A 21,570-nucleotide genomic window follows, 5' to 3' on the forward strand; every position below is an offset into this window, starting at 1 on the left:
ATCAGCCACGCTCCCAGTAGCTAGGTCCCACGGGTTCGTCGAAGTCGGCCTGAGCAACGAGGTAGCCCTCGCTGTCGACCGCCAGCGCGAGCTGGGGGAGTGGACGGGCGGCCGGCCCGAAGACCACTCGAGCGCCGTCGGCGAGGTCGAAGGTCGACTGGTGGCAGGGGCAGAGCAGGTGGTGCGTGGTCCGCTCGTAGAGGGAGATCGGACAGCCCACGTGGGTGCAGATCTTCGAGTAGCAGAGGATGCCGTCGACCGACCAGTTCTCCCGGCCCGGAGGGGCGGTGATCTCGTCGGGCTCGATGCGTACGACGACGACCGCGCCCTTCGACTTTGCGACCTGGAGGGCGACGCCTTCCATCGGCTCGCCGTCCTCGCCGCCGTTGAACAGCGCCTCCGGCTCGGCGTTCACGAGGTCGCCGATCTCGAGGTCGGACGGGCGGATCGGGGAGCCGACGACGTCGCGGACGACGCGCATGCCCTTCGTCCACACGGTGTGCTCGAGGCCGGAGCCCGGGAACGGCGGGTTGGCCACCACCTGGGCGTTGGTCGGGCCGAGGTCGCGCAGGAAGACGACCGCAGGCAGGCCGAGCAGGCCGAGCGCACCGAGCAGCGAGTTGCGCACCAGCGGGCGCCGGCCGATGCCGGACTCCTCGAGGCCGTCGCTGAGCGCCTGGATGGTGGCCGCCCGGTCCTCCTCGGAGGACGCTGCCGGGTGGCGGTACTCCATGATCTCGACGTCCGCCATCAGCTTGCGGGCCCACTGGATGATGCCGATGCCGATGCCGAGCAGGGCGCCGGCGAGGCACAGGCCGAAGACCAGGTTCTGCGCACCGAGCCCGCCGACCGTGTCATCGGCGTCGATCGTGAAGTACGAGACCAGCAGCAGGATCGTGCAGACCGCGGACAGGGTGAAGAGGGCCGCGACCTGGCGCTCGGCGCGCTTCTCAGCCTTGGGGTCGACGTCCGTCGGACGCCAGTGGTGCTCTTCCAGACCCGGATTGGCGTACAGGTCGTCGCGCGCGGGGAGGTGCTCGTCCACCGGCTCGTCGTGGCTGTGACCGTCGGTCACGGGTGGGGTGCTCACGCGTCCACCTTCTTCTTGGTCGTACGGGTCGTGTGGGCCGCGATCCAGATCGCGAAGCCGACCAGCAGCCCGATGCCGAGCAGCCAGGCCGCCATGCCCTCGGGCACCGGGCCGAGTCCGCCGAGGCCGAAGCCGCCGTAGTCGGGCATCTCGCGCAGCGAGTAGAGGTACGCGATCACGTCGCGCTTCTCGTCGGGGGAGAGGTTGCCGTTGGCGAAGTTCGGCATGTTCTGCGGGCCGGTCAGCATCGCCTCGTAGATGTGCCGCGCGCTGGTCTCGCCCAGGTTCGGGGCGTAGCCGCCGTGCGGCATGGCTCCGCCAGAGCCCTCGAAGTTGTGGCAGGCGGTGCAGTTGGTCAAGAAGATCTGGCCACCGCGAGTGATCGCCGCTTCGCGCTCCTCGTCGGACAGACCCTCGATGCTGTAGTCGTCCTCGGTGGGGATCGCCGGGCCGGGGCCCAGCGAGGCGACGTACGCCGCGAGCGCCGCGGTCTCCTCGTCGTCGAAGGTCTCGGGCTTGCTCGGCACCTGCGCGCCGGGCTGGACCATCGGCATCCGGCCGGTGCCGACCTGGAAGTCGACCGCTGCGGCGCCGACTCCGATCAGCGGGGGCCCGAGGAAGTCGCCGTCCTCGTCGCGGATGCCCTCGCCGTTCTGGCCGTGGCAGAAGGAGCAGCTGACCAGGAAGAGGTCACGCCCCTGGGCGATCTGCTCGGTGTTGGACACGGTCTCGTCGGCCTGGGCGGTGGTGTTGACGACGGCGGTGAAGATGCCGCCGGTGAGCAGCAGGCCCGCGATGATCACGAGCACACCCGCGAGCGGGCCACGGCGGTGCCGCGAGAGTCGACCTGCGGATCGATTCAGGAGACGCACTTTGAGTCCTTGCGTTTGTCGGTCGGCTCGGGGCTACTTGACGAGGTAGATCGTGGCGAAGAGGCCGATCCACACCACGTCGACGAAGTGCCAGTAGTACGACACGACGATGGCGCTGACGGCCTGCTCGTGGGTGAACTTGCGGGCGACCAGGGTGCGACCGAGCACGAACAGGAACGCGATCAGGCCGCCGGTCACGTGGATTCCGTGGAAGCCGGTGGTGAGGTAGAACATCGTGCCGTAGGCCGAGTCCTGGATCGTGACGCCCTCCTTGACCAGCGAGGCGTACTCGGTGGCCTGGCCGGCGATGAAGACCGCGCCCATCACGTACGTGAGGACGAACCACTCACGCAGGCCCCAGCCCTTCACGTTGAACACCGAGCCGGTGCGGCCGACCTGGCCGCGCTCCGCGGCGAAGACGCCCAGCTGGCAGGTCAGTGACGACAACACGAGGATCGTGGTGTTCACCGAGGCGAACGGCACGTTCAGGATCGCGGTGTTGTCGGCCCACAGCTCGGGGCTCACGGCCCGGATCGTGAAGTACGACGCGAACAGGGCCGCGAAGAACATCAGCTCACTGGAGAGCCAGATGATCGTGCCGACCGAGACCATGCTCGGTCGGTCGTGGTGCCCGTGCAGACGGGAGGCTGGGATCGCTGTTGCTGTCGCCACGCGGTCATTATGTCGTGACCTGAGGGGGAGGGCACCCCGACCCCCTGCGTTTCGGCGTCATAAAGTTCACAACGTGCTCATCCCAGCGGTCGTGACCGTCCTCGACACCGGTGCGGACCTGCCCCGGTTCACCTTCGGGACCGTCCTGACCGGCTGGTCGCTGCAGCCGGTCGCGTTCGTCCTGACCGTCTGGGTGGCCGGTCTCTACCTCTGGGGAGTGGTCACCCTCCACCGGCGCGGCGACCGGTGGCCGGTCGGCCGCACGATCGCCTTCGTGCCGATCGGGATGGGGCTCTTCTACTTCGCGACCGCGTCCGGGCTCGGCACGTACGACGACACGCTGATCAGCGTCCACATGGTCCAGCACATGATCCTGTCGATGCTGGTCCCGATGTCGCTGGCGCTCGGTGCCCCGGTCACGCTCGCGCTGCGGACGCTGCCCGCCGGTCCGCGGCGCTGGCTGCTGGTCGTGCTCCACTCGCGGGTGGCGAGGGTGCTGACCTTCCCGCCGCTGACGTTCCTGCTCTACGTGATCTCGCCGTGGGCGCTCTACTTCTCGGGCTGGTACCCGGCCACGCTCGACTCGACGTACCTCCACGAGATGATGCACATCCACCTGGTGCTCGTGGGATGTCTCTTCTTCTGGCCGATCGTCGGCGTCGACCCGCTGCCGGGCAAGGTCGGCTACCCGTTCCGGATGCTGCTGGTCGTGCTGACCCTGCCGTTCCACGCGTTCCTCGGCGTCACGATCATGGCCGAGGAGGACATCATCGGCGGCGACCACTACGCGAACCTGCACGACGGCCCGATGGGCAGCTGGCTGCCCGCTCCGATCGACGACCAGCACCTCGCCGGCGGCATCCTCTGGGGATCTGGCGACCTGATCGCGCTGGTGCTCTTCGGGGTGCTGTTCGTGCAGTGGGTGCGGCAGTCCATGCAGGAGGCGAAGCGCGAGGACCGGCGGCTGGACCTGCTCGAGGCGCGGGAACGGGCCGAGCAAGAACGCGCGGCATCCGCCCGCACGGCCGACGGTGACCGGTAGGCTCCCGAACGTGAGCGACTCGACCTCCCCGACCGCGCCCCTGAAGGTGCTGGTCTACAGCGACGACGTGAACACCCGCCAGCAGGTCATCCTGGCCCTCGGCCGCAGGCCGCACCCGGACCTGCCCGAGCTCGAGTACGTCGAGGTGGCCACCGAGCCGGTCGTGATCCAGAACATGGACGCCGGCACGATCGACCTGGCGATCCTCGACGGCGAGGCCGTGCCCGCCGGCGGGATGGGCATTGCGAAGCAGCTCAAGGACGAGATCTACCAGTGCCCGCCGGTGGTCGTGCTGACCGGCCGGCCGCAGGACGCCTGGCTGGCCACCTGGTCGCGTGCCGAGGCCGCCGTACCGCACCCGCTGGACCCGATCCAGCTCGCGGAGACGGTCATCTCGCTGCTGCGCTCGCGCGTCCCTGCCACGACGTGAGCCACAGCTGGCCGGAGGTCCTCGGCGCGCTGGTTGCCGGCACCGACCTGAACGCGTCGCAGACCGCGTGGGCGATGGGGGAACTGCTCTCCGGTGAGGCCAGCCCCGCGCAGATCGCCGGCTTCGCCGTCGCGCTTCGCGCCAAGGGCGAGACGATCGACGAGGTCCTCGGCCTGGTCGAGGCGATGTACGCCGTCGCGACGCCGCTCTCGATCCCGGGCCGGCTGCTGGACATCGTCGGCACGGGCGGAGACCGCTCGATGTCGGTGAACATCTCGACGATGGCGGCGATCGTGGCCGCCGGCGCGGGTGCGCGGGTCGTCAAGCACGGCAACCGGTCCGCGTCCTCGAAGTCCGGCTCGGCCGACGTGCTCGAGCAGCTCGGCATCCGGCTCGACCTGACCCCCGACCGGGTGGCGGCCGTGGCCGAGGAGGCCGGCATCACCTTCTGCTTCGCCGCGACCTTCCACCCGGCCATGCGACACGCCGCCGTCGCGCGGCGCGAGCTCGGCATCGGCACGACGTTCAACCTGCTCGGCCCGCTGACCAACCCGGCCCGCGCGGGCGCCCAGGCGATCGGCTGCGCCGACCCGCGGCAGGCGCCGGTGATGGCCGGGGTGTTCGCCGGTCGCGGTGTGGATGCCTGGGTGTTCCGCGGCGACGACGGATTCGACGAGCTCACCACGACCACGACGTCCCGGGTCTGGCGCGTGCACGAGGGTCAGGTCACCGAGACCACGGTCGACCCCGCCGAGCTGGGCATCGCGCGCAGCACCACCGAGGCCCTGCGCGGTGGCGACGCCGCGCACAACGCGGACGTCGTACGACGCCTGCTCGACGGCGAGACCGGGGCGGTCCGAGACGCCGTCCTGCTCAACGCGGCCGCGGCGCTCGCCGTGCACGACACCCCGACCGAGGACCCGCAGACGGCTCTGGTGGCCGGGTTCGCGCGAGCGGCCGAGGCCGTCGACTCGGGAGCTGCCAAGGCTGCGCTCGAGCGCTGGGTGGCCGCGTCCGCCCGCTGATTCGGCGCCGCTGTCAGACGACCTTCAGCACCAGGCGGGTCGACGTGCTCTTCGCGGCCGTGCTCGTGCCGTCGTACGTCGCGACGAGCCGGTGCTTGCCCTTTCTCAAGTTCTTCAGCTTGACGGTGACCGTGCCGTCCTTCTTCAGCTTCGCCGTCGCGATGACCTTCTTGCCGTCGCGCACCCGAACCTGACCCGACGGCGTCGGCCACCCGGGGACGGTGACGGTGACGGTCGCTTTGACCTTCGCCTTCCGTCCTCCCTTCGCCTTGAGCGTGGTGAAGGGGAGGGTGAGCGTCGTCGTCGAGGTCATCCGGGCGACCTTCACCGCAGCCGTGGTGGCGGTGCCGCTCTCATAGCCTGTGCGGGTAGCGGTGACCAGCACGCTCAGCGCGTGCGTCGCATCGGCCGCCACCGGGGTGTAGGTCGTCGTCGTGGCGCCCGACAGCGGGTTGCCGTCGCGCAGCCACTGCACGGTGTACCGGACCCCGGCGCCCCAGGACCCGAGCAAGACGCCGAGGCGCTGACCAACCTGGGGCTGACCGGTGATGGTCGGCGGGACCGAAGGGCTGGGTGCTGCGCCAGCTGCGACCACGACTCCTGGCGTCGTGACGACAGCATCGCCGTACCCGGCCTTCTTTCCGGTGACCTGGAAGGTCATCGTCCTGCCCAGATCGCTGTCGCGCACCGCGTAGGACAACGTGCCCGAGCTCGCGACCACGCCGTCGCGCAGCCAACGGTACGTCGTCGCGATCCCGGCCTGGTCCCACTCCGGCAGCGTCGCGTTGAGCGTCGTCCCCACCCGACCGGAGCCGTTGATGGCGGGAGGCGTCACGGCGCTGGTGGTCGCACCGAGCACACCGGTGACGGCGTTGCTGACGGCCGTGGCCGGGTCGTAGCCGGCGACGTTGCCGGTCACGCGGAGCGAGATGCTCTTGCCGACGTCGGAGGTCACCACCTCGTAGTCGACTCCGGTGGCGCCGGAGATCGCGCCGCCGTTGCGCAGCCACTGGTACGTCGCGACGACATCGGGCACGTCCCAGATGGGGTTGCTGCCGTGCAACAGCTCGCCGACTGAGCCCGATCCGGTCACCACGGGCAAGGTGGTCGCGATGGGTCCGGCCTGGACCGTGACGTTGCGCCAGGCCGACGACGCGATGGCAGCCCCGCCTGCGTCCAGGGCGGTGACTCGCCACTGCCACGCGCCGGCCGGGATCTTGGCCGTCGGAGCCCAGGCCAGGGCAGCGGTCGTGACCGTCTCCTTGACGGCGCCGGTGAGCTCACGTCGCTCGAGCCTGTACGTCGTCGCCCCCGGAACGGAGTTCCAGGTGTAGAGGCCGTCCGCGGTCGGCATCGTCCCATCGGCTGCCGGGAGGTCGAGGATGGGTGCGGCCCCCTCGATCCGGTAGGCGGCCCAGTCGCTCCACCCACCCGGGTTGCCGCTGTCGTCGACGCCGCGCACCCGCCACACGTAGTCGGTGCCAGCGGGCAGCGGCGTGAGCGGGGCGAGGGCGGCCACGCTCACGCGCTCGTCGATGACCTTGTTGACCGGGGACGCGGTCGTGTCCGCCTGCTTGTAGACCTGGACGTCGTAGCTGACCGCGAACGGGGGCGCAGTCCAGCGAAACGCATCGGTCATCGAGAGGACGCCGGTCGGGGAGATCGGCGAGGGCCGTGGTGAGCCCTTCACGAACATCCGGGTGTCGCCCCACGGGAGGGCGCGGTTGTCGCCGTCGTACGCTCGGACCCGCCAGTACAGCGTGCCCTCCGGGTAGAGCCTGCCGTACGCCGTGTACGTCGTCTGGTCGACCACCACGTCGTCGATCACGCGGTCGAATCCGACTGTCAAGGACACCTGGACCTGGTAGGTCCGTGCCTCCTGGTCGGAGCGCTCTCCGGTCACCGGATGCGGGGCCGCCGCCTGGTTGGTCGCGAGGTAGTCGCTCCACGAGAACGTGATGTCGCTGGAGGTCTCGAGGACCGGGTCGGTGATGACCTGGGGGGATCGCTTCTCGAAGGCGTGGTTGGCCTGGAGGGGGTCGGCGGCGCAGACGCCGGGGGCCTTGCAAGGTCGGATGTACCAGTAGTAGGCCGTGCCTGCTTGGCTCTCGGGCAGCGTCGCAGCCTTGGTCCAGCGCGTGCTCACCGTCTTCGGCAGCGCGGTCGAGTCGGAGTAGCTGCCGTAGACCATATTCTGGAAGTTGCGGTCCCGGGATACGTAGACCAGGTAGTACGCCACGTCCGCATTCGGCTGCCAGTTGAGGACGGGGGTGCCGGCGGTGGTCGGGCAGATCCGTCCCGGGGTGTCGAGCAGGCTGTAGGTGCAGGTCGATCCGCTGTCGAGGCTGCTGCCCTTGATCGCGACCTGGTGGCCGGTGACGGGAGCGGGGGAGGTGACCGTGAAGGCGCCTCTGTCGTCGATCTGGCCGATCAGGTGCTCGTCCTCGTCGAAGGCCTGCACGAACCACTCGTAGTTGCCGCCTGCGATGTTGAGCTTCCCGTCGTCCGTGGCGGCGGGATAGGCGAACGCGCCGTCCACCGGGTGGAACGAGTTCGTTCCGGCGGTCCCGACCCAGAGCCGGTAGGTCGCCGCACCGTCCAGCGGTTCCCAGCGCAGCGCGGGGAAGCGGTCCGTGGGCGCCGCGCCCTGCGCCAGCGGTGTGAGCGGGCCGACAGCCGTCTCCGGCACGTTGCCGGTGAGTCGGAAGGTCCGGCTGGCGCCGATCGTCAGCGGGGTCGCGGTGCCGTCATTGCCGATGGGTTGCACGGTCCACTCGAAAGGGCCGGACGCCGGGTCGAGCTCGTCGGGGACGGTCCACGAGGTCGAGTAGGTCGTCGTCCCGTAGGAATCACCGGTGTGCGACACCACGCTGACGGCGTACCTCTCGGCGCCGGCCACCGGGTCCCAGCGCAGGCTCGGCAGGTCGACGAGCTCGTTGTCAGCGGGGGCGACCTGGTGCACCTGCTGGCGTGAGTAGCGGAAGCGACCGATCGGCGAGTAGTAGCCCTGCACGTTCGCTGGTCCGTCGAGGGCCTTCACCCGCCAGTACAGCGAGGTGTTGAGGCCGAGGAGACACTGGTTCGCCCCCATCCGCTCCGGCGTGAACGTGGTGAGCGGGGTGGTGCAGGAGCTGAAGGTGCCGGGCGAGAACGACTCGTCGGTCCCGACATCGAGTCGGTACGTCGTGGCGTGCCGTACCGGCGTCCACTGGAAGTACATGTCGCCGGTCACGGCCGGCGAGAGGGCGTTGGGCGGGAAGACGAGGCGCGGTGCACCGTTGAGGTCGGGCGCCGGGTTGGGGTCGATGCCATGCCCCTGGGTCGTCGCCAGTGGGTCCCAGGTGCGGGTGAAGCTGTGGATCGGCACGGCGCTCCACGGCACGGCGACGCTGAGCGGGTCGATCGCCCGCACCTGCCACCAGTAGTCGTCGACGTCGTATGTCGTCGGCGGGGAGTACCGCGTCCCCTTGACCGTCCGGGCGTCGACGATGTTGGTGCTCGCGAACTCGTCGTCGGTGCTGACTCGCAGCTCGTAGCGCAGTGCACCTGTCACCGGAGCCCAGTCGAGCACGACGTCCTCGAGGTCCTGGCCGTCAGCCGGGCTGGTCACGACAACGGGGTCGAGGTCGCCGAGCGTGAACGTGCGGGACACCGACGGGAAGGTCAGCTGCCCGCTCGCCAGTGTCGCGATCACCCGCCAGGCCCACTCGCCGCTGGCGATCGCGATGGGGGTGGACGTGGTCGTCCGGGTCGTCCCGCTGATCGTGCCGATCCAGTCGACGTCCGGGCCGCGATCGACCTCGACCGTGTAGCCGGTGGCTCCGGGCACGGGGTCCCATCGGAAGACGACCGGCTCGGAAGGCTGGTCCAGCAGCTCGCCGTCGCTAGGCGCCCGGAGGACGGGGCCTGCCAGCCGACTGCGCGAGAAGGACGCGGTCGTCCAGTCGCTGGTCCCCGTGGTGCTCTTGGCGCGCACCCGCCAGTACAGGTCGCTCATCGGCAGCTGGATGGTCGGGGTGACACGCCGGTTGACCGTGCTGATGGTCGAGACGAGCTTCGTCGAGAAGTCGGCGGCCGCCGAGATGTCGACCTCGTAGCTGGTGGCGTCGGGGACGCGGTCCCAGCCCAGCACGGGTGTCGCGTCGACGGTGTCGCCGATGCCGGGCGTGAGCCCGGTCGGCGCGGCCGGTGCGGCCGACGCAGGTGGGGCGGCGCAGAGCGCCGCCAGGACTGCCAGGGCCGCCACCGTTGCGGCGACCCGGGCGTGCACTCCTCGAGCGAGCACGACGTTCCTCCAGCTTCCACCGGTCGAAGGTCGACCGAGCGTAGAGGCGAAAAGGTGGGTGAGCTGCCTGTCGAGTCCGAAGATGACCCACGCCGACCACGGGATGTGGCCGTTTGGCCGACACCCGGGGGATAGGTCAGTCGAGACCGAGCGAGAACGCCGACTCGAGGTCGTGCTTGGAGTAGGCCCGGAAGGCGATGTGCGTCTCGGTAGCCTGCACGCCGGGCACCTTGTTGAGCTTGTCGGCCACCACCGACGCGACGTCGTCGTGGTCGCGGACCCGGACCAGCGCGATCAGGTCGATCTGGCCGGTCACCGAGTAGACCTCGCTGATCCCCTCAAGGGCGGCGATGGCCTCGGCCACCTCTGGGATGCGGGCGACGTCGGCCTTGACGAAGACGATGGCGGTGATCACCCGCCGACCCTAACCTCCGGCCGCGGTGCACGCACTGGCCGCCGCGTTGCCCTGGGCACGCCGGCCGTGGTCGCGCACCCGAGAGCGAGTGCCCCGGCGATCGTGAGGACGGCGACCGAGACAGGTGCGGGGACCGGCCAGTCCGCGGCTTTCGCCAGCGGGACCGTCGGGTTGTCGAGCCCGAGGACGCGGAACTGGCTGGCGACCTGGGAGATCGCGATCCCGGTGGCAGCCAGCGCGCCGGTCAGCCTCAGCGCCCGATGCGACGCGATGTCGGCACGATCCAGGACGATGCCGGCAAGGATCAGCGCTCCCATGGCCACCGGGTAGCTGTACCTGCCCTGCCATGCCGTGCCCACCGCGGAGTACGTGGCGACCGTGACAGCGCTCGGCAGCAGGACGGAGATCGCGACGACGGTCAGGATCGCTGCTCGTTCTCGCCGTGCAGCGAGTCGGGCGGCAAGGCCGACCAGGACCGCCCACCCGGAGAGAACCACGGCGTAGACCACCAGCGGCGCCGGGTCGTCGCGCGCCGGGAACGCGCCGACGCTCTGCAGCAGCCACAGGAGCGCCTGGCCCGGAAGCACCGTCCAGACCGAGGCTGCTGCTCCCGTCTGGTCCGCTGGCGGCGGAGCGTTCGTCGAGGCGCTCGCGCTCCACGCGAGACCACCGATCACGGCGAGCCCGATGACCGCGGCGGCGAGTCGGGCGTCGGCACGTCGAACGAGTCGTCGTGCGTGGTCGGTGCCGTACGCCACCAGCACGACGACGAGGATCAGGCAGAGCCAGAGTGGACCGAAGGTGCGCACGGTCGCGAGGGGCACGGCACCGATCGTCACCGCAGCCAGCAGGCCACGTGCCCCAGCGCCACCGGTCGCGAGTCGGCTCGCGGCTGCCCACACGACTGCAGCCGACGCCATCTCGAGGCCGTTGGGTGCTGCCACCGTCGTCGAGTAGACGACGACGGGTGTCGTCGCAGCGACCAACCCGACGACCGCCCAACGTCCCTGACCGTCCTGGCCTCGAAGCGTCGCCGCCGCGAGCGCGAGCATCACCGCGCACATCATCGCGGCGGCGGCGCGCATCGCATACAGCGCCGCGTCGCCGCTGAAGGGCCGTGCCACGGAGCCGATGACGAAGTAGAAGACCGGGTTGTACCTCGCCGCCGAGCTGGTGACCTCCACCTGATCGTCGGGACCGGCCCGGTACGCGGTGCAGTTGGCGGACGTGGTGTAGCTGAGCGACTCGCACACCGGACGGGCAGCGGCCACCAGGTCGCGGGGGACTTCGACCAGCTCGCCCCACTGGCCGCGTAGCCCCTCGTGCGTGGTCGACCAGTCTCCCCGTGCCACAGCAGCTGCCTTGTAGGCGTGGTCGTGCTCGTCGAGTCCACGGAAGGCGGGTACGACGAGCATCCAGGCCGCCTGCAGGAGCAGCATGCCGAGCAGCACGAACGCGGAGGTTCTCCGCCGAGGACTCGTCATCGGCGGGCACTCACGACGTCGTCTGCCGCGCGTGCGCCGACGGGGTCAGCGCGTGGGAGAGCGCGGTGCCGGTCCGGCCCCAGTCCCTGCCGTGCGCGGCCGCGAGGCCGATCTGTGCTGCGTGGAGACGCGACGTCAGCCGGACCCGGGCCGCTCGGCACGCCCGCTCCCAGCCACGTGTGTGGCAACGGACCGCCAGCTCGTCCAGGAGTGCCGCCTCCTCGCCGAAGCGGTCGGCGTCGCGAGCGGCCGCGGACGACGCACTTGCAGCGTGCCGGCGGTACTGGAAGGCAACCTCCGGCAGCATCACCATCGTGCCCTCCGCGATCAGGACGTCCGCGAGCAGAGCCAGGTCGAGGGTCGTCGGGAGGTCCTGACGGAAGCCCAGCCACGAGATGTGCTCCCGGCGCCAGCACAGCGAGGGGAAGTAGGTCCAGTTCCCGCGCATCAGGGAGGTGACCAGGGGTTCGCCCGCCAGCTCCACGGCCTGACGTGGCTGCGGAGCCATCCTGGCCTTGACGCGGTCTGCGATCGGCCAGCACAGCTGTCCGTCGGCGTCGATCACCTGGACGCGTGGCTGGACGACCGTGGCCCTCGGGTATGCCGCCGTCGCAGAGACGATGGTCTCGACGTAGTTGGGGAGCAGGATGTCGTCGTTGCCGAGGAACGTCACGTACATCGTCCGGCTGAGGTCCAGGCAGCGCTGGAAGTTCCCGGCGATGCCGAGCCTGACCGGGTTCTGCTCATGCACGATGCGAGGGTCGTCGAGAGAGCGGAGCCACGCACCGACACGGCGGTCCGCGCCGTCCTCCACGACGGTCATGCTCCAGCGCTCGTCCGACTGTGCCAGGGCGCTCTCGACCGCGGCGCGCAGGTACGTGAACGACCCGTGGTGGGGGACCATGAATCCGACGACGGCATCGTCAGACATGGTCTGCCTCGACCGGTTCGCGGCGCCGTCCGTCCTGCCGGTTCGCCAGCGCGAGGGCGCGCGTCAGCTCAGCCAGCTGGCTCTCGAGCTCGCGCGTGCGGCGGTACTGGCTCAGCCCGCTGAAGAGGACGACCAGCACGAGCGCGTAGATCACGAGGTCCGTGCCGCGACCGACCCCCACCAGATTGGCCGCGGTCGTCACGAGCCCGGGAAACAACACCGCGACGATCCAGGCCGCTGCGAAGGCAAGGGAGCAGACCCGGGTGAACGCCAGCCGGCCCGCGTGCCGAGAGCCGCGGAGCAACCAGACCGCTCCGACGACCGCTCCGACGACGAGCACCACCTTGATGATCACGACGGTGAGTCCAGTCGCGCGGCGAAGAGGTCGAACAGCACGTTGAACGCGTTGAGGTTGGACTGGCCCTTGCTCATGGAGTATTCCGAGTAGGTCACCGAGATGGGGTGCTCGCGCCAGGTCAGCTTGTTCGAGGCGATCAGACGCTCGAGCTCGCTCGCATGGGCCATCCGGCGCTGGCGGAGCTCGAGGGCTTCGAACGCGCGTCGGTTGAGCACGCGCAGGCCGTTGTGGGTGTCGGTGAGCTCGAGGCCGCTCGACCAACGGGCGTACCTGAGGCCGGCCTTGAGCAGCAGCGCCTTCGTCCGAGGCTGGTCGACGGCGCGGCCCTGGGTTCGCGATCCGAGGACCACGTCCACGTCCTCCGCCATCGCCACCTCCACCATGGCGAGGGCGTCCGCCACGGAGTGCTGGCCGTCCGCGTCGAACGTGACGACGTAGGACGCATCCGGTTCGGAGCGGGCGAACTCCAGGCCGGTCCGCAGCGCCGCGCCCTGGCCCAGGTTGATCGCGTGCCGGAGCACGGCAACGCCGTGAGCTCGTGCAACCAGGTCGGATCCGTCGCTGCTGCCGTCGTCGACGCACACGACGTTCGGGAACACCTGCAGCAGGTCGTGCAGCACGCCACCCAGGGCCGGCGCCTCGTTGAAGACGGGGACCAGCACCCAGACGTCCGAGAGATCGCGGGGCTCCACGTCGCGGAGCCTAGGCGCGTCGGCACGTGCCGAGGGAGGGGTCGGAAGCGGAAAGAGCCCTTCGTCCGAGGGGCAGTAGCCCGAACGGGCTATGAGCGAACGCCAAGGGACGGGGGCTGGTGCACCGTGCTGAGTGCGCGACGGTCATCGAAGGGCACGAGCGACAACCGGGACTGGTTGACGGCGTCGTGCACGGCGAGGTGGCGGGTCGCACCGGCGACCGGGCAGGTCCACTCGCCGTCGACGTCGACCAGGCGGATGCCGGGGGACTCCAGCCAGCGCAGGATCTTCTCGGTCTCCTCGGCGGTCGCGGCGGGGACCGGCCCGGGGCCGGAGAGGACCGTCTCGGCCGACATCCGCAGCGTCGCGACGAAGCCGGCGGCATCGGCGCCCGGCGGGATCACCCCGGCGGCGGCCAGGCGCCCGTGGCGTACGACGTGCACCTCCCAGCGGCCCGGCTCGTCACGGCGCGCCGCGATGATCTCCGGGCACCGGGTGAGCGCGGAGAGCCGTTGGGTGCGAGCGGCGGCACGCACGAAGGCGGCCAGCCGGTCACGGTGGTTGCCGGCCTCCTCGAACCGTTCGTCCTCGGCGAGCGCGGCCATCCGGGCGTTGATCGCGTCGACGACCTCGTCAGGGCGCTGGAGCAGGGTGTCGCGCAGCTGCCGAACGACCGCGGCGTAGGTCGCCTCGTCGACGCTGCCGTCGCAGGGGGATAGGCAGCGGCCCATCTCGGCCAGCACGCAGGGGCTGCGGCTGTCCCGGGGGTCGCGGGCCATCCGGTCGGAGCACTGGCGGATCGGGAAGGTGTCGTGCAGCGCGGCCAGGCACTTCTCGGCGGTCTTCTTCGACGAGAACGGCCCGAGGTAGTCGGCGTCGTCGTCGAGCACCCGGCGCACCAGCGACAGCCGCGGCCACGGCTCGCGGGTCAGCTTCACGAAGTGGACCCGCTCCGGGAAGCGGGACCGCCGGTTGTAGCGCGGCTTGTGCTCGGCGATCAGTCGCAGCTCGCGGACCTCGGCCTCGAGCCCGGTCGCGCACTCGATGCCATCGACGACGCTGGCGATCCCGACCATCTCGCCCATCCGGGACCGGGTCTCGGAGGCGGTGAAGTAGGAGCGGACCCGGCTGCGCAGGTCCCGTGAGGTGCCGACGTAGAGCACCCGCGCCCGGTCGTCGCGGAAGAGGTAGACGCCCGGGGCGTGCGGCAGTCCCTCGGCGAGGTGCCGCTTCTTGCGCTGGGCAGTGGTGACCCGCGACGAGAACGTCGAGAGCTCCTCGAAGGTGTGCACGCCGACGCCGCCGAGCCGCTCCATCAGGCCGTGCAGCACGTCGACGGTCGCGCGGGCGTCGGACAGCGCCCGGTGGTTGGGCGTCGTCGCGGAGTTGAACGCCTTGGCCAGCGAGGAGAGCTTGCAGTTGGGTGCGTCGTCGCGGGTGACCACCCGGCGGGCCAGCTTGGCGGTGTCGAGCACCTCGAAGCGCGGCCACGGTCGGCCCTGCTGCTCGGCGAAGTGCTTGAGGAAGCCCACGTCGAACGGCGCGTTGTGCGCGACGAGCACGCATCCGGAGGCGAACTCGAGGAACGCCGGGAGGGCCGCCTCGATGGGCGGGGCGTCGGACACCATGCCGTTGGTGATGCCGGTCAGGACCGCGATGAACGCCGGGATCTCGGTGCGCGGGTTGACCAGGGTCTGGAACTCGCCGAGCACCTCGCCGCCGCGGACCTTGACCGCGCCGATCTCGGTGATCATCGAGCCGCCCTCGGCCGAGCCACCGGTGGTCTCGAGGTCGACCACGCAGAAGGTGATGTCGCGCAGTGGTCGGCCCAGCTCGTCGAAGCTGCGCTGCACCTCCCAACTGCTCATGTCTGGGACGCTAGAGGCGGCCACCGACAATCCGGCGGCGCCGCGCGGCACCCACCCGTAGGGTGGGACTCGACCGCAGACGTGTCCGAGGAGGTGCGATGGCCCTGACCATCCCCGGCGACGGGCAGCGCTGGCGGTGCGCCGGCTGCGGCAACCTCACCCGCTTCGACGTGACCCGGACCCGCCGTACGACCGAGTTCTGGCACTTCGACCTCGCGGGCGAGCACCAGGTCGAGGAGACCGAGCTGCGCACCGAGTCGGTCGAGCAGGTGTCCTGTCGCTGGTGCGGCCGCTCCGACGCGATCGAGCTCGTCGACCGATACGAGGCGGCGGAGCGCGAGCCGGCTCAGCTCGAGACGAGCTGACGGAGCCCACCGTGTCCGCCGCCGAGCCTCTAGAGCTGGCCGGGCTGCCCGAGCCCGTCCGCACCCGCGTCGTCGCCCAGGTGGCCGACGTGCTGCCCGACGTGCCCACGCTTCCTCCCGCCGTACGACGACTGGCGACGTTCGCCCCCGCGCGGCGGGCCCGGCTCGGGGCGAGTGCCATCGCCGAGGCGCTCGTCGACGACGAGGTGAGGGAGCGGGTCGGAGTCCAGGTCGCCGCGCGACCGGAGCCCGACGAAGCCGACGACGTGGCGGTGGCCGCGCGCCTGTGGCTGACGCGGCCGGACGGATGGGCGGAGGCCCTGGCCGCACGGGTCGCCCGGATCGAGGAGTCCGTGACGGTCGGCGAGAGCCGCGAACTCGAGCGGTTGCGCAAGCGGCTCGCCGACGCCGAGCAGTCGGTGCGCGAGCTGCGCGCCGCCCAGCAGGCACGCGAGGACGAGCTCCGGGCGGAGCACCAGGCCGAGCACGCCTCCCTGCGGCGCCGGCTCGGTGAGGCGCGCGCCGCCGAGCGGGAGTCCCGGGCGAGAGCCGACCGGGGCGAGGCAGAGGTCGCACGGCTGCGCGCCGAGACCGAGTCCCGCGTCGCGGCCCTCGAGAAGGAGAACCGGCAGCTGCGTGGCCAGGTCGAGCGACGAGACGCCGAAGGCGTCCAGGCCCGACGCGATGCCCGCACGGAGCGCGACGAGGCGACGGTCCGGGCCCGCCTGCTCCTCGAGTCCGTGATCGACGCGGCCACCGGGCTGCGCCGCGAGCTCGGCCTCCCGACCGTCGAGGGCACACCGGCCGACCGGGTCGAGGCGGACGTCGCGGCCGCCGGCGTACGGACACCGAGCTCGGCCGGCGCCCTCGGGGCCGCGGACCCGGGACTGCTGGAGCAGTACCTCCACATGCCGCGGGCACGCCTGCTCGTCGACGGCTACAACGTCAGCAAGCGGGCCTGGCCGAGCTCGTCGCTGGAGGCTCAGCGCAACCGGCTGACCGCGGCGCTGGCGGCCCTGGTCGCGCGCACCGGCGCCGAGACGACAGTGGTCTTCGACGCCGCCGAGACGGACCACCGGCCGCCGGTCGTCGCCCCGCGCGGCGTACGCGTCCTCTACAGCCCGCGCGGCGTGATCGCCGACGACGTCATCCGCGACCTGGTGGCGGTCGAGCCGACCGGCCGGGTGGTCCTGGTGGTCACCGCGGACCGCGAGATCGCGGTCGACGTCGCCCGCGACGGGGCGCGCGTGGTCGACCCGGACGCGCTCCTGTCGCTCATCGCTCGCTGAGCCGACACGCCGGGCTCCGGTCCGACCGGTCCCCGTTGTCGGTGGTCCCTGTCACCGTTCCTGACATGAGGACGACAATCGACTGCGACACCTGCGAGGTACGCGGGCTGCACTGCCACGACTGTGTGGTCACGGTGCTGCTGGGCCCACCCCCCGAGCTCACCTTCGACGACGACGAGCAGCGCGCGCTCGACGTCCTGGCGGAGAGCGGACTGGTGCCGCCGCTGCGGCTGGTCCGGCCCGTCGACCCGCCGCACCTGGAGTCGGCCTGATCGGGCCCCTGTGACCGGTGTGACGGATGTGACGCATGGGACACGTGCGGTCCGGATTCGGACGGGGCGTGCACAAACTCACTGTAAAAACCGGCGCGACACCGGTTGAAAGTTTGGCTGGTCCGTACCTCTCCGACTAGCCTCAGGCGTTCAGGTGGCCGGGGAGTGAATCACTCGGATTTGCGCGGCCACCGCGCTGAGTCCGGACTCGTCGACCTGTCGAGGAGCCCGGAGCCGGGGAACCATCGGTGGCGGGCCAGCCCGCTGCCAGGGGTGAATCCCCGCGAAGGACTCGACCACCTGTGTCGGAGCCGGACCGGGGTAGGGCAAATGTCGTGCCCGAATCCGTCAGCTCACCCGGTAGGCGTACGACGTACAAGGGAGAACTCCTGCTCGTGCAGAAGAGCCGGAAGCGCCTCATCACCATGCTCTCGGGTTGCGCCATGATCGCCGCTGTCGGCTTCATGCCCTCGACCCCCGCTCAGGCCGAGCCGAACATCGACGACGTGCAGAAGCGTGTCGACCGGCTCTACCACGAGGCCGAGCAGGCCCAGGAGCGCTACAACGACGCCAAGCTCGAGCTGCGCGACCTGCAGGGCGACCTGGACTCCCTCGAGGCAGACCAGGACCGCCAGGACGCCGCGTTCGAGGACGTTCGCGACCAGGTCCAGGACTCGATCGTGCGTCAGTACGAGGGCGAGAGCCTGTCCAACGTCGGTCAGGTCGTCGTCTCCGACGACCCGCAGACCTTCCTCGCGCAGCTGTCGACGATGTCGGCCTTCAACGACCTCCAGTCGCAGCTGTTCGACAAGTACGCCACCGAGGCCGAGGCGCTCGGCATCCGGCAGGACGCCACCGAGAAGCGCGCCGCCGACGTCGCCGAGACGGAGAAGCAGCTCGCCAAGGAGAAGGCGATCGTCGACGACAAGCTCGCCGAGGCCAAGACCGTCCTCGGTGACCTGAAGGAGAAGGAGCGCGAGGAGATGCTCTCGCGCGGCGTCGTACGGGTCCCGTCCGACGTGCCCGCCTCCGGTCGTGCGGCCGCTGCCGTCCAGTACGCGCTCGCCCAGGTCGGCGACAGCTACGTGTACGGCGCCGCCGGCCCCAACGCCTTCGACTGCTCGGGCCTGACCATGATGGCCTGGGCCCAGGCGGGCGTCGGCCTGCCGCACTCGTCCAGCGCCCAGTTCGGCAGCGGACCGCACATCGCCATGGGCGACCTGCAGCCGGGCGACCTGGTCTTCTACTACAGCCCGATCAGCCACGTGGGCATGTACATCGGCAACGGCATGATCGTGCACGCTGCCAACCCCGGCACCGGCGTCGTCGTCTCCTCGGTCTCCTCGATGCCCTACTCGGGCGCGGTGCGACCCGGCTAGGACTCACGAGACACAATGCCGAGGTGAGCAGCCTCGACCAGCGAGTGAAGGCCGGTCGCCCCCGATGGTGGGCGACCGGCCCTCTGCTGTTCGGGGGAGTGCTCTGCCTGCTCGTGGCGTCCGGCCTGCTGGCCTGGTCGCTCACCCGCGACGACCCGTACGTCGCGCCGAGGCCGCCGGCTGCTGCGCCGAGCGTCGACCGGACGCTCGCCGGCGGCACGCTGGCGGCGTTCGCGAGCGCCGTACGCGACGGGGACCGGGAGGCGGCACGCGCGCTCGCTCCCGCGGACGATCCCGCCGCCGGGGACATCCTGGCAGCCCTGGTCGCGAACGCCGAGGCCTTGGACGTGTCCGACTTCTCGGTGCGCTACGTCGACGACGACGGCGCTCCCTCCTCCGACGGTGCCTGGGACGCGGCCGTCGACGCGGTCTGGCGCTTCCGTGGGTTCGACCGGGTCTCGGCCCGAGCCGAGATCGACGCGCACCTCGTCGACGTCGGCGACCGGGTCGCGCTCACAGGCTTCGGCGGTGGCGGGCGGGTCTCACCCGTGTGGCTCTCCGGCCCGGTCCAGGTGCGACGCACCCCGTCGACCCTGGTCGTCGTCGCTGGGGGTCCCCGGGAGGCCGACCGCTACGCCGCCCGTGCCGAGGCCGCGGTGCCGGTCGTGCGCGCGGTGCTGCCCGCCTGGCGTCGCGGCCTGGTCGTCGAGGTGCCCGCGTCGACGGACGGGCTCGAGCAGGCCCTGGGCGCCGCCGACGGCGACTACGACCAGATCGCGGCGGTGACGACGTCGGCCGACGGGTCGACGGTCCCGGACGCGCCCGTCCACGTCTTCGCCAACCCCGAGGTCTTCGGGAGCCTGCAGCGCACCGGGGCCCAGGTGGTGATGAGCCACGAGGCCACCCACGTCGCCGCGGGCGCCTGGGACAGCCGGACGCCGCTCTGGCTGCTGGAGGGCTTCGCCGACTACGTGGCGCTGCGCGACGTCGACCTGCCGGTCGAGCAGTCGGCGGCCCAGATCATCGCCGCCGTACGACGCAGCGGTCCGCCGCGCCAGCTCCCGGACGCCGCGGCGTTCGGCACGCGTACGCCGCGGCTGGGCGCGACGTACGAGAGCGCCTGGCTGGCCTGCAAGGTGCTCGCCGAGCAGCGCGGGGAGCCGGCCCTGGTCGCCTTCTACCGCGCCGTCGACCGGGGCCAGTCGGTGGGTGCCGCCCTCCGGGCAGAGGCGGACCTTTCCGTGCCCGAGCTGACCGCCGAGTGGCGGGACCTGCTGTCAGGGTTGGCCGCATGATCGCTCCCGACCGTCGCATTGCCCTCGTCGTCACGCTCGTCGGCGGCCTCGCGTTCGTCGTGCTCGCCGTGCTGCTGGTGCCCTGGCACCCGGTGCCCGGCGGCACCCCCGATCCGGCGCCCGCGTCATCGGTCTTCACCGCCGCGGAGATCGCCCGCGGTGAGGACTACGCGCGGTGGGCACGCGTCTGGAGCTGGAGCTCGCTCGCGGTCTCGCTGGTGGTGTCGTGCGTGCTCGGCTTCAGCCGCTGGGGACCGCGGCTGGTCGGACTGCTGCGGGGCTGGTGGTGGGTGCGGGTCGTGCTGGCGGTCGCCGCGGTCGTGGTCATCGGGCGGGTCATCACGCTGCCGTTCGCGGTGCTGATGCGGCGCCACGTGCTCGACAACGGACTCAGCAACCAGGCATGGAGCGGGTTCGCGGCCGACCTGGTGCGCACCGAGGCCGTGCAGATCGTGGCGACCTCGGTGCTGCTGGTGGTGCTCGTCGGCTGCGCCCGGCGCTGGAGCCGCGCCTGGCCGGCCGTCGCCGGCGGGCTGCTCGGCATCCTGGTGCTGCTCGGATCCTTCGTCTACCCGGTGATCGTCGAGCCGATCTTCAACGACTTCACCTCCCTCCCCGACGGGCCGCTGCGCACGGAGGTCCTCCAGCTGGCCGAGCGTGAGGGCGTGCCGGTCGATGACGTGCTGGTCGCCGACGCGTCGCGGCGTACGACCACGCTGAACGCCTACGTGTCGGGCTTCGGTGGCACCCGGCGGGTCGTCCTCTACGACAACCTCGTCGACGACGTCCCGCGCGACCAAGCGCTCTCCGTGGTCGCCCACGAGCTCGCGCACGCCAAGCACGACGACGTACGCACGGGGTCGCTGCTGGGTGCCGCCGGCGCGGTCTTCGGCATCGGCCTGCTGGCTCTGGTGCTCGGAGCCCTGGCAGCGCGGGGACGTCCCCCGATGCGTGACCCGGCCGTCGTACCGCTGATGCTCGCGCTCCTGGCGATCGGCACCCTGCTCGCGTCACCGGTCCAGAACACGATCAGCCGCCAGATCGAGACCCGCGCCGACGTCGACGCGCTCGAGGTCACCCACGACGCCGCCGCCTTCGAGGCCGTCCAGCGCCAGCTCGCGCTGCGCTCGCTCGCCGATCCGATGCCGCCGCGGATCACGCAGTTCTGGTTCGGGTCGCATCCCCTCGGCCTGACCCGGATCGCGATCGCGCGCCAGCTTGACGAGCGCGGGTTCTAGGGCGGGGGACGAAGCTCGGCGGGTGCATCGAGGTAGGTGCCGCGGGGCCTGCGGTGAGCCAGCAACCGTTGTGCGTTCTGGAACGGTTGCCCACGCACCGCCGCCCGCCACCACTGTCACGCGATCGCGTGACCGTACGTCGACGCCCGACCGTCAGGTCGTGCGGCTGGACCTTCGGCCGACGGGCATGGCCCGAACGGACTACTCCGGTCGAGACCATCACCCGATCCCGCTCAACCGCTGGGGAGACGACGATTCCCTTCAACGGGGCACGCCCCAGACCGGCAGAACCGGTACCTCCACCGGCCCGGTGCGAACTTGAAGGGATTCACCCATGTTGGAGCACCTGCGCAACCTCCTCCAGGCCCGTCGCGTCGACCGTGACGAGGCCGGAGCCTCCGCCGTCGAGTACGGCCTGCTCGTGGCCGGTATCGCGGCCCTCATCGTCGCCGTCGTCTTCCTCTTCGGCGGCATGATCAGCGACACGTTCAACGACACGTGCGCCACGATCCAGGCCGACGGTCAGAGCACCAGCAACAGCTGCACCTGATCGATCACACACCGACTT

Annotated in this window: 20 protein-coding genes and 1 riboswitch; of the genes, 10 read left to right on the forward strand and 10 right to left on the reverse strand. The window is 71.0% G+C overall.

The window, feature by feature from the left end:
- Nucleotide 1: 1 nt before the first annotated feature.
- Genes qcrA through ctaE form a run of 3 tightly spaced genes read right to left on the reverse strand, consistent with a single transcriptional unit; the run spans nucleotide 2 to nucleotide 2,634 of the window.
- Entirely contained in the window at nucleotides 2-1,090 is a 1,089-nt protein-coding gene (gene qcrA, locus ABEA33_RS24915; protein ID WP_425577473.1) for a cytochrome bc1 complex Rieske iron-sulfur subunit, read from the reverse strand.
- The gene (qcrC, locus tag ABEA33_RS24920) at nucleotides 1,087-1,962 is read right to left on the reverse strand and encodes a cytochrome bc1 complex diheme cytochrome c subunit (protein ID WP_425577474.1); all 876 of its coding nucleotides are present in this window, start codon (nucleotides 1,960-1,962) and stop codon (nucleotides 1,087-1,089) included. The genes qcrA and qcrC overlap by 4 nt, the downstream gene beginning before the upstream one ends.
- A 33-nt stretch (nucleotides 1,963-1,995) precedes the next feature.
- On the reverse strand, nucleotides 1,996-2,634 hold the full coding sequence (gene ctaE / locus ABEA33_RS24925) for an aa3-type cytochrome oxidase subunit III (protein WP_486348359.1): 639 nt from the start codon (nucleotides 2,632-2,634) through the stop codon (nucleotides 1,996-1,998).
- Nucleotides 2,635-2,707: 73 nt separating this feature from the next.
- Between ctaE and ABEA33_RS24930 the strand changes: the two genes are divergently transcribed.
- From ABEA33_RS24930 to trpD, 3 genes are read left to right on the forward strand one after another with little or no spacing between them, the layout of a single operon-like run.
- Nucleotides 2,708-3,676, forward strand: a complete 969-nt coding sequence (locus tag ABEA33_RS24930) for a cytochrome c oxidase assembly protein (protein WP_345529811.1) — start codon at nucleotides 2,708-2,710, stop codon at nucleotides 3,674-3,676.
- Between the two features lie 10 nt (nucleotides 3,677-3,686).
- Nucleotides 3,687-4,106 (forward strand): Rv3143 family two-component system response regulator, encoded by a 420-nt coding sequence (locus tag ABEA33_RS24935; RefSeq protein ID WP_345529812.1) that lies wholly within the window; start codon nucleotides 3,687-3,689, stop codon nucleotides 4,104-4,106.
- Nucleotides 4,103-5,131, forward strand: a complete 1,029-nt coding sequence (trpD, locus tag ABEA33_RS24940; RefSeq protein ID WP_345529813.1) for an anthranilate phosphoribosyltransferase — start codon at nucleotides 4,103-4,105, stop codon at nucleotides 5,129-5,131. Before ABEA33_RS24935 ends, trpD begins: the two co-directional genes overlap by 4 nt.
- Nucleotides 5,132-5,144: 13 nt before the next feature.
- On the opposite strand, the gene ABEA33_RS24945 is transcribed toward trpD, so the two are convergent.
- The 7 genes from ABEA33_RS24945 to ABEA33_RS24975 all read right to left on the reverse strand — a co-directional run bounded on the left by ABEA33_RS24945 (nucleotide 5,145) and on the right by ABEA33_RS24975 (nucleotide 15,164).
- The gene (locus ABEA33_RS24945) at nucleotides 5,145-9,416 is read right to left on the reverse strand and encodes an Ig-like domain repeat protein (RefSeq protein WP_345529814.1); all 4,272 of its coding nucleotides are present in this window, start codon (nucleotides 9,414-9,416) and stop codon (nucleotides 5,145-5,147) included.
- Between the two features lie 136 nt (nucleotides 9,417-9,552).
- Nucleotides 9,553-9,831: an Lrp/AsnC family transcriptional regulator gene (locus ABEA33_RS24950; RefSeq protein ID WP_345529815.1), complete on the reverse strand. Its 279-nt coding sequence runs from the start codon at nucleotides 9,829-9,831 to the stop codon at nucleotides 9,553-9,555.
- On the reverse strand, nucleotides 9,828-11,315 hold the full coding sequence (locus ABEA33_RS24955; protein WP_345529816.1) for a DUF2142 domain-containing protein: 1,488 nt from the start codon (nucleotides 11,313-11,315) through the stop codon (nucleotides 9,828-9,830). Before ABEA33_RS24955 ends, ABEA33_RS24950 begins: the two co-directional genes overlap by 4 nt.
- A gap of 10 nt (nucleotides 11,316-11,325) precedes the next feature.
- Nucleotides 11,326-12,246, reverse strand: coding sequence for a glycosyltransferase (locus tag ABEA33_RS24960; RefSeq protein ID WP_345529817.1), 921 nt, complete (start codon nucleotides 12,244-12,246; stop codon nucleotides 11,326-11,328).
- Entirely contained in the window at nucleotides 12,239-12,601 is a 363-nt protein-coding gene (locus ABEA33_RS24965) for a DUF2304 domain-containing protein (RefSeq protein ID WP_345529818.1), read from the reverse strand. The genes ABEA33_RS24960 and ABEA33_RS24965 overlap by 8 nt, the downstream gene beginning before the upstream one ends.
- A complete protein-coding gene (locus ABEA33_RS24970) occupies nucleotides 12,598-13,296 on the reverse strand; it encodes a glycosyltransferase family 2 protein (protein WP_345529819.1) in 699 nt (232 codons plus the stop codon). The genes ABEA33_RS24965 and ABEA33_RS24970 overlap by 4 nt, the downstream gene beginning before the upstream one ends.
- A gap of 89 nt (nucleotides 13,297-13,385) precedes the next feature.
- Nucleotides 13,386-15,164 carry a DEDD exonuclease domain-containing protein gene (locus ABEA33_RS24975; RefSeq protein WP_345529820.1) on the reverse strand — a complete coding sequence of 593 codons (1,779 nt, stop codon included), beginning with the start codon at nucleotides 15,162-15,164 and terminating at the stop codon, nucleotides 13,386-13,388.
- A gap of 98 nt (nucleotides 15,165-15,262) precedes the next feature.
- Between ABEA33_RS24975 and ABEA33_RS24980 the strand changes: the two genes are divergently transcribed.
- The 7 genes from ABEA33_RS24980 to ABEA33_RS25010 all read left to right on the forward strand — a co-directional run bounded on the left by ABEA33_RS24980 (nucleotide 15,263) and on the right by ABEA33_RS25010 (nucleotide 21,552).
- Entirely contained in the window at nucleotides 15,263-15,529 is a 267-nt protein-coding gene (locus ABEA33_RS24980; RefSeq protein ID WP_345529821.1) for a hypothetical protein, read from the forward strand.
- Nucleotides 15,530-15,540: 11 nt separating this feature from the next.
- Complete coding sequence (locus ABEA33_RS24985) at nucleotides 15,541-16,818, forward strand: NYN domain-containing protein (RefSeq protein ID WP_345529822.1); 1,278 nt, start codon at nucleotides 15,541-15,543, stop codon at nucleotides 16,816-16,818.
- A gap of 65 nt (nucleotides 16,819-16,883) precedes the next feature.
- Entirely contained in the window at nucleotides 16,884-17,090 is a 207-nt protein-coding gene (locus ABEA33_RS24990) for a hypothetical protein (RefSeq protein ID WP_345529823.1), read from the forward strand.
- Nucleotides 17,091-17,274: 184 nt separating this feature from the next.
- Nucleotides 17,275-17,472, forward strand: a riboswitch (cyclic di-AMP (ydaO/yuaA leader).
- 13 nt (nucleotides 17,473-17,485) lie between these two features.
- Nucleotides 17,486-18,469, forward strand: coding sequence for a C40 family peptidase (locus ABEA33_RS24995; RefSeq protein WP_345529824.1), 984 nt, complete (start codon nucleotides 17,486-17,488; stop codon nucleotides 18,467-18,469).
- Nucleotides 18,470-18,492: 23 nt separating this feature from the next.
- Nucleotides 18,493-19,764, forward strand: coding sequence for a hypothetical protein (locus ABEA33_RS25000; protein WP_345529825.1), 1,272 nt, complete (start codon nucleotides 18,493-18,495; stop codon nucleotides 19,762-19,764).
- Nucleotides 19,761-21,002, forward strand: a complete 1,242-nt coding sequence (locus ABEA33_RS25005) for a M48 family metallopeptidase (protein ID WP_345529826.1) — start codon at nucleotides 19,761-19,763, stop codon at nucleotides 21,000-21,002. Before ABEA33_RS25000 ends, ABEA33_RS25005 begins: the two co-directional genes overlap by 4 nt.
- 334 nt (nucleotides 21,003-21,336) lie before the next feature.
- Complete coding sequence (locus ABEA33_RS25010) at nucleotides 21,337-21,552, forward strand: Flp family type IVb pilin (protein WP_345529827.1); 216 nt, start codon at nucleotides 21,337-21,339, stop codon at nucleotides 21,550-21,552.
- Nucleotides 21,553-21,570: the final 18 nt, after the last annotated feature.

It is taken from the genome of Nocardioides endophyticus (genome assembly GCF_039543845.1).
Lineage (GTDB): Bacteria > Actinomycetota > Actinomycetes > Propionibacteriales > Nocardioidaceae > Nocardioides > Nocardioides endophyticus.

What these genes read in the sequence shown, in the direction of transcription:
- ABEA33_RS24955 (WP_345529816.1), bottom strand. Translation starts at nt 11,315, where the DNA reads ATGACGAGTCCTCGGCGGAGAACCTCCGCGTTCGTGCTGCTCGGCATG.
- ABEA33_RS24960 (WP_345529817.1), bottom strand. Translation starts at nt 12,246, where the DNA reads ATGTCTGACGATGCCGTCGTCGGATTCATGGTCCCCCACCACGGGTCG.
- ABEA33_RS24975 (WP_345529820.1), bottom strand. Translation starts at nt 15,164, where the DNA reads ATGAGCAGTTGGGAGGTGCAGCGCAGCTTCGACGAGCTGGGCCGACCA.
- ABEA33_RS24980 (WP_345529821.1), top strand. Translation starts at nt 15,263, where the DNA reads ATGGCCCTGACCATCCCCGGCGACGGGCAGCGCTGGCGGTGCGCCGGC.
- ABEA33_RS24990 (WP_345529823.1), top strand. Translation starts at nt 16,884, where the DNA reads ATGAGGACGACAATCGACTGCGACACCTGCGAGGTACGCGGGCTGCAC.
- ABEA33_RS25005 (WP_345529826.1), top strand. Translation starts at nt 19,761, where the DNA reads ATGATCGCTCCCGACCGTCGCATTGCCCTCGTCGTCACGCTCGTCGGC.
- ABEA33_RS25010 (WP_345529827.1), top strand. Translation starts at nt 21,337, where the DNA reads ATGTTGGAGCACCTGCGCAACCTCCTCCAGGCCCGTCGCGTCGACCGT.